The organism is Streptomyces sp. YIM 121038 (assembly GCF_006088715.1).
In the GTDB taxonomy this organism is placed as follows: domain Bacteria; phylum Actinomycetota; class Actinomycetes; order Streptomycetales; family Streptomycetaceae; genus Streptomyces.
The window spans coordinates 7,933,101-7,945,786 of sequence record NZ_CP030771.1; the positions used below are offsets into that span (position 1 = coordinate 7,933,101).

Here is a 12,686-nt window from a genome sequence, read left to right on the forward strand (position 1 = left end):
TCCCCGATCCGCATCCAGAAAGCCTCGGTCGGCCCGCGCCAAGTCGCCTCCAAGAAACCGCCAAGAGCGGCCGGTGACGATGCAGCGGCACCACGGGCCACGGGTGCGAAGGCGGGGAGGACCGATGCGATACGAGGAGTCGGGCGTGCCGGGTGGGCTGACCACCTGGGCCGCCCGCGGCTGGGCCGAGGAGCACGGCATCGGCAGCGCGACGCTGCGCCGCCTGGTGCGGGCCTGGCCGCGCCGGGCGGCGGTCACGACCAGGCCCGAGGTCATGGAGGAGAGCGCCGCCTACGACCCGGCGCTCCCGGACTACCCGCTGGAGATCGTGCCGTTCGCGGAGCACCCCCGCTTCCTCGCGGCCCGCCCGGACCAGCGGCGACAGGTCCTCACCGGCCTGTGGATCGGCTACAACGAGCGCGTCATCGCCACCGAGCACCTCATCGCCGAGCCCGCCTTCGACCTCGTCATGTGCGGCGTCTTCCCGGGCGGTGACGACCCGCTGATACGCCAGAGCGTGCAGCAGGCCGTCGTGGACGAGAGCTTCCACACCTATATGCACATGCTCGCCATCGCCCGCACCCGGGAGCTGCGCGACGTCCGCACCCGGCCGGAGCAGCCCCCGCTCGTCACCTACCGGCGGCTGTGCGCGCTCCTCGCCACGATGCCCGAGGAGTGGGAGCGCCACGTCGCCGTGCTCGTCTGGGGCGCGGTGGCCGAGACCTGCATCAACTCCCTGCTCGCCCTGCTCGCCAGGGACGAGTCGATCCAGCCCGCGCACTCCCTGATCACCACCCTGCACCTGCGGGACGAGACGGCACACGGCTCGGTCGTCACCGAGGTCGTCAGAGAGCTGTACGCGCGCATGAACGCCGCGCAGCGCCGCACCCTGGTGCGCTGTCTGCCGCTGGCCCTGGAGGCGTTCGCCGAGCAGGACCTGTCCACGCTGCGCCTCGAACTGGCCACCGCGGGCGTCCACGGCGCGGACGAGATCGTCGGCGACCTGCGCGCGACGTCCACCGGGCGGCGGCTCGTCCGCGACTTCTCCGGCGCGCAGCGGATGGTCGAACAGCTGGGCCTGGCGGGCGAGGTCGACTTCGACTTCCCCGAGCGGCCCGCCTGGTCGCCCGCCGCGGCGACGTCCCACTGAGGCCGCCTCCGGCGAGCGCCGGCACCGGGGCGGGGGCGGGCCCGCGCCCGGCCGCGCACCGAGCCGCCGAAGACTCCGCACCGAGGGCCGGGAAGGCCCCGCACCGAGGGCCGCCGAAGGCCCCGCACGGCCCGTCAACGGCCGCCCGCACGGCCGACCTCCGACAGCCGCAGAAAGGTGACCCGATGATCGTTGCCCGCCTCCGCCCCCATGTGCCGATCGACGAACAGACTCGGCTGACCTCCGCGTGGCGGCACGACGGACACCGGTCGTTCCACTGCCGGGCCGGCCGCCACACCCTCGTCACCTTCCCCGACCTCGCCCCGGCCTCGCCCGCGGGCGAGGAGTTCGTGGCCCTGCTGCGCGCCACGGCCGCCGTCGAGACCGTCGTCGACAGCGCGCAGGTGCCGCCCCTGGGCAGCTTCGCCGCCACGGGCGAGCCGAGCGCCGTCCGCGTGGCCGACGCCTGGAGCGTGGGCGGCGGCTCCTTCACCTGGATAGCCGGGCCCTGCGCCGTGGAGAGCGCCGAGCAGCTGATGGCCGTGGCGCGGGGCGTGCGGGCCCGGGGCGCACACCTGTTGCGGGGCGGCGCCTTCAAGCCCCGTACGTCCCCCTACGCGTTCCAGGGACTCGGCACCGACGGGCTCGCGCTGCTGCGCGACGCGGCCGCCGCGACCGGGCTCGGCGTCGTCACGGAGGTCGTCGACGTCGCCCACGTGGAGGCCGTGGCCGAGGTGGCCGAGGTGCTCCAGATCGGCACGCGCAACGCCCAGAACTACCCGCTGCTGCGCGAGGCGGCGCTCACCGGCCGCCCCGTCCTGCTCAAGCGGGGCTTCGGCTGCACCGTCCAGGAGTGGCTGCACAGCGCCGAGTACCTGCTCGCGGCGGGCAACGGCCGGGTGCTGCTGTGCGAGCGCGGCGTGCGCACCTTCGAGGACGCGAGCCGCTTCACCCTGGACATCACCGCCGTGCCGCTGGTGAAGCGGCTCAGCCATCTGCCGGTGATCGTCGACCCCAGCCACGCCTGCGGCCACGGCGACCTGGTGGCCCCGCTGGCCGCGGCCGCCGCCGTCGCCGGTGCCGACGGCGTCATGGTCGACGTCAACGAGGCGGGCCACACCGCCCTGTGCGACGGCAAACAGGCGATCACCCCGGACGAGTTCGGCGCCCTGGTGGCGCGCACCGGCCGGATCCTGCACAGCGCGGAGCCGATGGAGCCCGTCGCCGACCACGCGATGGTGAGCCGATGACCGAGGAGGCGACGGTGGAGCGGAACGAGGGACGCGACCGGGCGCTGCGCCGACGCCTCGCGGACGCCGGGGACGTCGAGCGGCACCGGCTGCTGCTCGACCTGATCCGCACGCACGCGGCGGCCGCCCTGGAGCGCACGGACCCGGCGCCGCTGGACGCCGCCCGGGCGTTCGGCGCGCAGGGCGTGCGCGGACGGGCCGCCGCGCGGCTGCGCGAACGCCTCGGCGAGGCCACGGGCGTCGCCCTGTCCGCGACCGCCCTCTTCGACTACCCGACGCCGGAGGCGCTCGCCGCCCACCTGTGCTCACGGGTGCTCGGCGAGCCCGCCACCGGCGACGCCGACGCCACCGCGTCCGGTGCGGCCGTCGACGAGCCGATCGCGATCGTCGGCATGGGCTGCCGCCTGCCCGGCGAGGTGCGCTCGCCGGACGACCTGTGGCACCTGGTGCGCTCCGGGACCGACGCGATCTCCGAGTTCCCCCGCGACCGGGGCTGGACCGTCGCCCACGACCCGGACCCGGACCACGTGGGCACCACCGTCACCCGGCACGCCGGATTCCTGTACGACGCGGCCGACTTCGACGCCGACTTCTTCGGGATCAGCCCCGGCGAGGCCGTGACGATCGACCCCCAGCACCGCCTCCTCATGGAGACCGCGTGGGAGGCCGTCGAACGGGCCAGGATCGACCCGACCTCGCTGCGCGGCAGCAGCACCGGCGTGTTCGTCGGCATCATGTACAGCGAGTACGGCGCCCGGATCCGGCACGTCCCGCCGAGCGCCGAGGGCTACCGCGTGGTGGGCAGCATGCCGAGCGTGGCCTCGGGCCGCCTCGCCTACGCCCTCGGACTCGAAGGGCCCGCCGTCACCGTCGACACCGCCTGCTCGTCCTCCCTGGTGTCCCTGCACCTGGCCGCCCAGTCGCTGCGCAAGGGCGAGTGCCGGCTCGCGCTCGCGGGCGGCGTCACCGTGATGGCGACGCCCTGGGGGTACGTCGAGTTCAGCAGGCAGCGCGGGCTCGCGCCGGACGGGCGGTGCCGCTCGTTCTCCGCCGACGCGGCGGGCAGCAGCTGGTCGGAAGGCGTGGGCGTGCTCCTCCTGGAACGCCTCTCCGACGCGGTCAGGAACGGGCACCGCGTCCTCGCCGTGGTCCGCGGCTCCGCCGTCAACCAGGACGGCGCGTCCAACGGCCTGACCGCGCCCAACGGGCCCGCCCAGCAGCGCGTGATCCGCCAGGCCCTCGCCCACGCGGGCCTCACCACGGCGGACGTGGACTGCGTGGACGCCCACGGCGCCGGAACCCAGCTCGGCGACCCCATCGAGGCGCAGGCGCTGCTCGCCACCTACGGCCGCGGCCGCCCCGCCGAACAGCCGCTGTGGCTCGGCTCGTTGAAGTCCAACATCGGCCACACCCAGGCCGCCGCCGGGGTCGCGGGCGTCATCAAGATGGTGATGGCGATCCGGCACGGGGTGCTGCCGCGCAGCCTGCACATCAGCGAGCCGACACCGCACGTCGACTGGTCGTCGGGCGCGGTCCGGCTGCTCGCCGGGGCCGAGCCCTGGCCCGCCACCGGGCGGCCGCGCCGGGCGGGCGTCTCCTCCTTCGGCGTGGGCGGGACCAACGCCCACGTCATCGTGGAGGAGGCGGACCCCGAACCCGACGGCACGGCCCCGCGCACCACGGACGGCGCGGACACCCCCGGGCGCCCGCTGCCCTGGCTCGTCTCGGGGAACGGCGCGCCCGGCCTCAGGGCCCAGGCGCGGCGCCTCGCGGAGTTCCTCGCCCCGGGGCCCGACGCGCCCGACGCCGACCTGGCGTACTCCCTCGCGACGACGCGGGCCGCGCTCGCGGACCGGGCCGTCGTCGTGGCCGCCGACCGCGCCGAGGCCCGGACGCGCCTCGCGGCCCTCGCCGACGCGACCGACGCCACCGGCGGGGCGTACGGCGGCCCCGGCGAGTCCACCGCCCTCGGCACCGCGACCGCGCGCGACCGCGTCACCTTCGTCTTCCCCGGCCAGGGATCCCAGTGGCCGGGCATGGCGGCCGAGCTGATGAGCACCTCGCCGGTGTTCCGCGCGTCCATCGAGGCCTGCGCCGCGAGCCTCGCCCCGCACGTCGACTGGTCCCTGACGAAGGTGCTGCGCGGCGAGTCCGGCGCGCCCACCCTGGAGCGCGTCGACGTCGTCCAGCCCGCGCTGTTCGCGGTGATGGTCTCCCTCGCGGCCCTGTGGCGGTCCTACGGCGTGGAGCCCGCCGCCGTCATCGGGCACTCGCAGGGCGAGATCGCCGCGGCCCACGTCGTGGGCGCGCTCTCGCTGGACGACGCCGCCCGCGTCGTCGCCGTGCGCAGCCGCGCCCTGCGGGTCCTGTCGGGGCGCGGCGGCATGGTCTCCGTCGTGGCCCCCGTCGACCAGGTGCGGCGCGGCCTCGCGCCGTGGTCCGGCGCCGTGTCCGTCGCGGCGGTCAACGGGCCCCGCTCCGTGGTGATCTCCGGCGATCCCACCGCCCTCGACGCGGCCATGGCGGCCTTCGAGCGCGACGGCGTGCGCGTGCGCCGCATCCCCGTGGACTACGCCTCGCACTCGGCGCAGGTCGAGGAGATCCGCGACACGCTCGTCGAGGCGCTGTCCGGCATCCGGCCGCGACCGGCCGCCGTGCCGTTCCACTCGACGGTGACCGGCGAGCCGCTCGACACCACGGCCCTGGACGCCACGTACTGGGTGAACAACCTGCGCGACACCGTCCAGTTCCACCGCACCGTGACGCGGTTGCTCGCCGCGGGGCACACCACCTACGTCGAGATGAGCCCGCACCCCGTGCTCACCATCGGCATCCAGGAGACCGCCGACGAAGCGGGCGCCCACGACGCGTTGACCGTCGAGTCGCTGCGGCGCAACGAGGGCGGCCCCGCCCGGTTCCTGACCGCGGTCGCCGAGGCCCACGCGCACGGGGTCGCCGTCGACTGGACGGAGGCCTTCCGGCACGCCGCGCCGCGCCCGACGGACGTACCGACGTACGCCTTCCAGCGGCGCCGCTACTGGCTGGAGGACGCGGCCCCGCCCGTGGCGGACGTGGCGGCGGCCGGGCTCGACGGCGTCGACCACCCGCTGCTCGGCGCCGCGCTGCCGCTGGCGGACGGCAGCGGCGGCACCCTCTTCACCGGCAGCGTGTCCGCGCGCACGCACCCGTGGCTCGCCGACCACGCCGTCGCGGACGTCCTCGTCGTCCCCGGCACGGCGCTCGTGGAGGCCGCCCTGCACGCCGGTGCGCAGACGGGCTGCGACACCCTGGAGGAGCTGGTCCTCGAAGCGCCGCTGATCCTGCCCGAACAGGGCGTCGTACGCGTCCAGGTGAGCGTCGCCGGGCCCGACGCGGCCGGGCGGCGCGCCGTCACCCTGTACTCCCGGGCGCAGGACGCGGGCGCCGACGAGCCGTGGACCCGGCACGCGGGCGGCACCCTGACGCGCGCCGCCCGCCCGGCCGCCGCGCCGCCCGCCGCCTGGCCGCCCGCCGGAGCCGAAGAGGCCGAACTCGACGACTGCTACCGCGAGCTGGCCAAGGCCGGGCTCCACTACGGCGCCGCCCTCCAGGGCCTGCGGCGCTGCTGGCGCCTCGGCGACGAGCTGTACGTGGAGGCCGAACTCCCCGAGGCCGCGGGCGGCACCGACCGCTACGGCCTGCACCCGGCCCTGTTCGACGCCGCCCTGCACGCGGCGGCCCTGCCCGGCGGGCCCGGCGCGGGCGGCGGCGACGCCACGACCCGGCTGCCGTTCTCCTGGACCGGCGTCACCCTGCACGCCACCGGCGCCGCCCGGCTGCGGGCCCGCGTCCGGCGCACCGGTCCTGACGCGCTGTCCCTCACCGCCACCGACCCCGCGGGGCGCCCGGTCGTCAGCGTCGAGTCCCTCGGGATGCGCCCGGTGACCGCCGAGGCGCTGCGCAGGGCCGCGGCCCTGTCCGACGCCTCGCTGCTGCGCCTGGAGTGGCGGCCCGAACCACTGCCCGCGCCGCGCGGACCCGGCGCCGCGCGCTGGGCCTGGATCGGGCCGTACGACGCCGCCGCGGACGACGCGCTCGCCGCGCGGGGCATCACCCGCACCGCCCACCCCGACGTCGCCGCCCTGAGCGCCGGTCTCGCCGCGGGCGACGCCCCGCCCGACGCCGTGGTCCTCGCGGAGCCCGCGACCGGACCCGGCACCGACCTGGCCGCGGCCGCGCACCGGGCCGTGCACCGCGCCCTGGCCGCCGTGCGGGACTGGGCGGCCGACGACCGGCTCGCGCACACCCGGCTCACCGTGCTCACCCGGGACGCGGTCGCGGCCGCCCCCGAGGCGTCGCCCGACCCCGCCCTCGCCGCCGTCTGGGGCCTGGTGCGGTCGGCGCAGGCCGAGTACCCGGACCGGATCTCCCTGCTCGACCTGGACGGCACGGCCGCGTCCCTGGCCGCGCTGCCCGCCGCCGTGGACAGCGCCGAGGCCCAGCTCGCCGTACGCGCCGGGACCCCGCTGACCCCGCACCTGGCCCGCGTGCCCGCCCCGGCCGGGCCCGGCGACGCACCGGCCTGGCGCACCGACGGCACCGTCCTGGTCACGGGCGGCCTCGGCACGCTCGGCCGCATCCTGGTCCGGCACCTGGTCGTGACGCACGGGGTGCGCCGGCTGACCGTCGTGGCGCGCTCGGGCACCGCGGGCGCGGCCGAGTTCGTGGCGGAGCTGCGCGCGGCGGGCGCCGAGCTGCACGTGGTGGCGGGCGACGCGGGCGACCGCGACGTCCTGGCGGGCGCCCTGGCGGCGCTCCCCGACGACGCCCCGCTGACGGCCGTCGTGCACCTGGCGGGCGTCCTGGACGACGGCGTCCTCGCCGCGCAGACGCCGGAGCGCGTCGACCGCGTGCTGCGCCCCAAGGCGGACGCGGCCTGGCACCTGCACGAGCTGACGGCGGGATCCGGCGTGCCGCTGGTGGCGTTCTCGTCCGTGTCGAGCGCCCTCGGCCCGGCCGGGCAGGCCGGATACGCGGCGGCGAACGCGTTCGTGGACGCCCTGGCCGCCCGGCGCCACGCCGGGGGCGCGCCGGGGCTCGCCCTCGGCTGGGGCCTGTGGGGCGAGCGCTCCGGCCTCACCGGCGACCTCGCGGACACCGACGTACGCCGCATCGCCCGCTCCGGCGTCAAGCCGCTCTCCAGCGACCAGGGGCTCGCCCTGTTCGACCTGGCCCGCGCCACCGGCGAACCGGTCGTCTTCCCCCTGCGCCTGGACCCGGCCGGGCTGCGCGGCGACACCGCCGACGAGGTGTCACCCCTGCTGCGCGGACTCGCCCGCACCCCGGTGCGGCGCGCCGCCGCCGACGCCGGGGCGGCCCTCGGCGAGGACTCCCTGGCCGACCGGCTCGGCCGCCTCGCCGCACCCGAGCAGCACGAGCTCCTGCTCGACCTGGTCCGCGGCCACGTCGCGGCCGTCCTCGGCTACGACGACCCGAGGACCGTCGGCGAGCGCCGCCCCTTCACCGACATCGGCTTCGACTCGCTGCGCGCGCTCCAGCTGCGCAACCGGCTCGGCGGCGCCACCGGCCTGCGCCTGACGGCCACGCTCGTCTTCGACTACCCCACGCCGCTCGCGCTCGGGCGGCACCTGCGCACGCTGCTCGTACCGGACGCGGACGACGGGCCGGAGACCGCCCCGCGGCCCGCCGCGGGCAGCGAGCGGCCGGGCGCCGACGAAGCGGTCCTGGCCCAGCTCGGCTCGGCCTCCCGGGAAGAGGTCTTCGACCTCATCGACGACATGCTCGCCGAATAGGCCCCCGTGCCCCCGCGCCCCGCCCGCCACGATCCGGTCCCGCTGGAACCGGGGAAGGAAGCCCGATGCGCGCGCTGTTGATCGACAACTACGACTCCTACACCTACAACCTGTTCCAGCTCCTCGCCCAGGTGTACGGCAAGGAACCGACGGTCCTCGTCAACGACGACCCGGCGTGGGCCAAGTACGACCCGGCGGCGTTCGACTGCGTGGTGATCTCCCCGGGGCCCGGCCGCCCCCAGCGCCCCACCGACCTCGGCTTCGTCCAGGAGGTCCTGGACCGCTGGCAGGACGTGCCGGTGCTCGGGGTGTGCCTGGGGCACCAGGCGATCGCCCACCACTACGGCGGCCGCGTCGAGCCCGGCACGCCCCGGCACGGCCATCTGACCCGGGTCCGGCACGGCGGCGAGGACCTGTTCGACGGCCTGCCCCAGCAGTTCACCGCGGTGCGCTACCACTCGCTGCGGGTCACCGAGCCCCTGCCCGAGGTGCTGCGGGCCACCGCCTGGGCGGAGGACGGCACCGTGATGGCCCTGCGCCACCGCACCCTGCCGCGCTGGGGCCTCCAGTTCCACCCGGAGTCCGTCGCGAGCGAGTGGGGCGCCCAGCTCCTGCGGAACTTCGCGGAGCTCATCGGCGGCCACTACGCCGCGGCCCCGCCGGAGCGCGCCCACTGGTCCCCGCCCCTCGGCGGCACCCCCAGCACCCACCTGGAGGCCGTGGTCGAGACGGTGGACCGGGCGGCCGACACCGAGGCCCTGTTCACCGCGCGCCACGCGGACAGCGCGTACGCCTTCTGGCTCGACAGCAGCGCGCCCGGCGTCGGCCCCGCCCGGTTCTCCTTCCTCGGCGACGACGGGGGCCCGCTCGCCGAGACGCTCACCTACCGCACCGGCGACACCTCGGTGACGGTCCGCGACGCCACCGGCGAACGCGCCGAGCCCGGCACCATATTCGAGGTGCTCCAAGGCCGGCTGCGCGCCCGCGGCCTCACCGCGCCGGACCTGCCCTTCGACCTCAACGGCGGCTACGTCGGCTACTTCGGCTACGAACTCAAGGGCGAGTGCGGCAGCCCGAACGTCCACAGCGCCGAGACCCCCGACGCCGCCTGGCTGTTCGCCGACCGCCTCGTCGCCGTGGACCACCTTCAGGACAAGACCTACGTCCTGGCCCTGAGCACCCCCGCGCCGGGCGACCTCGACGCCGCCCGCGCCTGGGTCCGGGACACGGCACGGGAGGTGCGGGAGCTGCCCGACGCCGCGCCCGCCCCCGCCCCGGCCCCGGTGGCCGCGGCGCCGTCGGAGGGGGCCGTCCTCAGCCGCGACCGCGCCGCGTACGTCGACGACATCGGGGACTGCCTCGACCAGCTGCGCAGCGGCGAGAGCTACGAGATCTGCCTGACCAACCGGGTCCGCCTGCCGCCCCTGAAGGACCCGCTCGCCTACCACCTGAAGCTCCGCGCCCTCAACCCCGCGCCCTACGCCGCCTATCTGCGCCTCGGCGAGGTCAGCGTCGTCTGCTCCTCCCCGGAGCGGTTCCTGCGCGTCGAACGCGACGGCACGGTGGAGAGCAAGCCCATCAAGGGCACGGCCCCCCGGGGCACGGACCCGGTCAGCGACGAGGCGCTGCGCCGCTCCCTGGCCGCGTCGGCGAAGACCAGGGCCGAGAACCTCATGATCGTCGACCTGCTCCGCAACGACCTCGGCCGGGTCTGCGAGGTGGGTTCCGTCGGCGTCCCCGCGTACATGGTCACCGAGTCGTACGCGACGGTCCACCAGCTCGTCACCACGGTCCGCGGGCGGCTGCGGCACGACGTGGACCCCGTCGCCTGCGTCCGGGCGTGCTTCCCCGGCGGCTCGATGACCGGCGCCCCCAAGCTGCGGACGATGGCCATCATCGACCGCCTCGAACAGGAGGCCCGGGGCATCTACTCCGGCACCATCGGCTACTTCGGGCTGTGCGGCGGCGCCGACCTCAACATCGTGATCCGCACGGCGGTGACCTCGGCCGCGGGCACGGTCATCGGCGCGGGCGGCGCGATCGTCCTCGACTCGGACCCGGACGACGAGTTCGACGAAGTGCTCCTCAAGGGCCACGCCCTGGTGCGGGCGCACGCCCAGCTCGACGCGGCGGGCGACCCCGAGCGGAGCACCCCGTGACGGCCCCGCACACCCCCGCCCCGGCCGCCGCGCCCCGGGCCCCCGTGGCCGTCACCCGCGTCGACGGCAGCCCCGCGACCCCCGGCGACCTGGCGGGCCTCGCCCTGTACAACTACGGCCACTTCACCACCCTGCGCGTCGAACGGGGCGGCGTCCGCGGCCTCGGTCTGCACCTGCGCCGCCTCGCCGACGACTGCCGCACGCTCTTCGGCACGGACCCGGACACCGCCACCGGGCTCACCGACGGCGTCCGCGCGGCGCTGCGGCGCCTCGCCCGCGCGCACGAGGCGCCCGTGACGGTCCGCGTGACCGTGTGCGCGCCGGACACCACCCTCGACGGCCCCGGCACGGCCACCCCGACCGCGCTGCTCAGCACCCGGCCCGCGCCCGCCGCGCAGGCACCGCCGCTGCGGCTGACGACCGCCACGTACGTACGGGAGCTGCCGGAGGTGAAGCACACCGGACTCCTCGGCACGCTGCGCCTTCGCGCGGACGTCCGGCGGCGCGGCTTCGACGACGCCCTGCTGCTCGACCACGAAGGCCACGTCCTGGAGGGCACCACCTGGAACATCTGCTTCTGGGACGGGGCCCGGCTGCTGTGGCCCCGGGGGCGCTGTCTGCCCGGCGTGACCGCGCGCCTGCTGCGGGACGCGGCCGCCGGGGCGGGCGTGACGGTCGGCGACGCGACCGTCACCCGGGCCGGACTCGGCGCGCTGCGCGGCGCGTTCGCGACCAACGCGGCCTTCGGCGTCCGGCCCGTCGCCGCCGTCGACGAGGTGGCCTTCGCCCCGGACCCGGACGTCGCCGCCCTGACCGCCACGCTCACCGCCCGCTACGCCGACGTGCCCGCCGACCTCCTGTGACGGGCGCCCCGATCAAGATCCAAGCCGGTTCCAAGAAGGCGCCAAGAGCCCCTGAACAGAATGCGGTGCGGCAGCGCACCCCCTTCCCGAGCGGCACCTCCTTCCGGAGCACCACCTCCTTCCGGAGCAGCACCCGCTTCCGGAGCAGCACCCGCCTCCCCGATCCGCGAGAAGAGGACCGAGCATGACGACCGTCGAAGAGACCGAGACAGCCTGGGAGAACCTGCCGTTCCTGGACATCACCGACCCGGCGTTCGTGTGGGACTCCGCCGAGGTCGCCGAGGCCAGGGAGCGGTCCTGGATCGCGGGCACCCCCCTCGGCCTGCTCGTGCTGCGCTACGCCGAGGCGCACAGCCTCTCCCGTGACCCGCGCCTGGTCTCCGGCTTCCGCGAGGTCGTGGACCTCGTCGGGCCCGCCGAGGGCCTGGTGCGCGAGTTCATGCGCGACTTCATGCAGAGCCTGGAGGGGCCCGACCACCGCCGCCTGCGCGGCCTGGTCACGCACGGGTTCACCTCCCGCCGCATCAACGCCCTGAAGCCGTTCATCCGCGCCACCGCCGAGCGCCTCGCCGACGAGCTGGTGGCGGCCGGGGGCGCGTGCGAGTTCGTGTCCGCCTACGCCGACCCGCTGCCCGCCGCCGTGGTGTGCGAGATGCTCGGCTTCCCGCCGGAGGACCACGCCGTCGTCGGCCGCTGGTGCAAGAACACCAACCTGGTCCTCGCCCTCGGCCCCGACCAGAGCCGCGTCTTCGAGGTGGAGGAGGGCCTCGCGGGCATGTACGGCTACTTCGAGAAGGTCGTACAGAAGCTCAAGGAGAACCCCGGCGACGACCTGTTCTCCGACATCCTGCGGGCCCAGCAGGAGGACGACGCGCTCGACGACCGCGAACTGCGCACCCTCATCGCGACCCTGCTCGTCGCCGGGTACCAGACGACGAGCCACCAGCTCGGCCACGCCATGGTGGCGTTCTCCCAGTACCCCGAGCAGTGGGCCCTGCTGCGCGAGCGGCCCGAACTCGCGCCCCAGGCCGTCGAGGAGGTGCTGCGCTGGTGCCCGACCACGACCGTGGTCGCCACCAAGGCGGCGGCCGAGACCTTCACCTTCAACGACCTGCTCATCCCCGCCGGGACCCCGGTGTGGCTGTGTGCCCACTCCGCGCAGCGCGACCCCCTGGTGTTCGAGGACGGCGACCGCTTCGACATCACCGTCAAGCGCGACACGGGCACCCTGGCCTTCGGCGGCGGCACGCACTTCTGCCTCGGCGCGGCCCTCGCCCGCCTCGAACTCGCCGAGGCCCTCCAGGTGTTGTCGGCCCGGCTCGACGCGCCCCAGGTCACCGGGCCGATCACCTGGCGGCCCTCCACCGGCGTGTCCGGCCCCGACGTCCTGCCGCTGCGCTTCGGCGGGGCGTGACCCGAGGGGTCCCGCGGTGACCGGCGCCGCCGCGGTCGCCGCGACGGGCCCCCGCCCA

6 protein-coding genes are annotated in these 12,686 nt (G+C 76.2%); all 6 read left to right on the forward strand.

What is annotated here, in order from left to right; translation table 11 throughout:
* Positions 1 to 124 precede the first annotated feature (124 nt).
* The 6 genes from C9F11_RS33950 (at position 125) to C9F11_RS33975 (ending at position 12,628) form a co-directional block, all read left to right on the forward strand.
* Positions 125 to 1,150, forward strand: a complete 1,026-nt coding sequence (locus C9F11_RS33950; RefSeq protein ID WP_138962956.1) for a 4-aminobenzoate N-oxygenase — start codon at positions 125 to 127, stop codon at positions 1,148 to 1,150.
* A gap of 185 nt (positions 1,151 to 1,335) precedes the next feature.
* Positions 1,336 to 2,400 carry a 3-deoxy-7-phosphoheptulonate synthase gene (gene aroF / locus C9F11_RS33955; RefSeq protein WP_138962958.1) on the forward strand — a complete coding sequence of 355 codons (1,065 nt, stop codon included), beginning with the start codon at positions 1,336 to 1,338 and terminating at the stop codon, positions 2,398 to 2,400.
* Positions 2,397 to 8,192, forward strand: coding sequence for a type I polyketide synthase (locus C9F11_RS33960; protein WP_138962960.1), 5,796 nt, complete (start codon positions 2,397 to 2,399; stop codon positions 8,190 to 8,192). Before aroF ends, C9F11_RS33960 begins: the two co-directional genes overlap by 4 nt.
* Positions 8,193 to 8,257: 65 nt before the next feature.
* The gene (gene pabB / locus C9F11_RS33965; RefSeq protein ID WP_138962962.1) at positions 8,258 to 10,351 is read left to right on the forward strand and encodes an aminodeoxychorismate synthase component I; all 2,094 of its coding nucleotides are present in this window, start codon (positions 8,258 to 8,260) and stop codon (positions 10,349 to 10,351) included.
* Positions 10,348 to 11,214: an aminotransferase class IV gene (locus C9F11_RS33970; protein ID WP_138962964.1), complete on the forward strand. Its 867-nt coding sequence runs from the start codon at positions 10,348 to 10,350 to the stop codon at positions 11,212 to 11,214. Before pabB ends, C9F11_RS33970 begins: the two co-directional genes overlap by 4 nt.
* A 184-nt stretch (positions 11,215 to 11,398) precedes the next feature.
* Positions 11,399 to 12,628: a cytochrome P450 gene (locus C9F11_RS33975; RefSeq protein WP_138962966.1), complete on the forward strand. Its 1,230-nt coding sequence runs from the start codon at positions 11,399 to 11,401 to the stop codon at positions 12,626 to 12,628.
* The last annotated feature ends 58 nt before the right edge of the window (positions 12,629 to 12,686 follow it).

Coding starts and splice junctions, on each gene's coding strand:
- C9F11_RS33950 (WP_138962956.1), top strand. CDS start 125: ATGCGATACGAGGAGTCGGGCGTGCCGGGTGGGCTGACCACCTGGGCC.
- pabB (WP_138962962.1), top strand. CDS start 8,258: ATGCGCGCGCTGTTGATCGACAACTACGACTCCTACACCTACAACCTG.
- aroF (WP_138962958.1), top strand. CDS start 1,336: ATGATCGTTGCCCGCCTCCGCCCCCATGTGCCGATCGACGAACAGACT.
- C9F11_RS33960 (WP_138962960.1), top strand. CDS start 2,397: ATGACCGAGGAGGCGACGGTGGAGCGGAACGAGGGACGCGACCGGGCG.
- C9F11_RS33975 (WP_138962966.1), top strand. CDS start 11,399: ATGACGACCGTCGAAGAGACCGAGACAGCCTGGGAGAACCTGCCGTTC.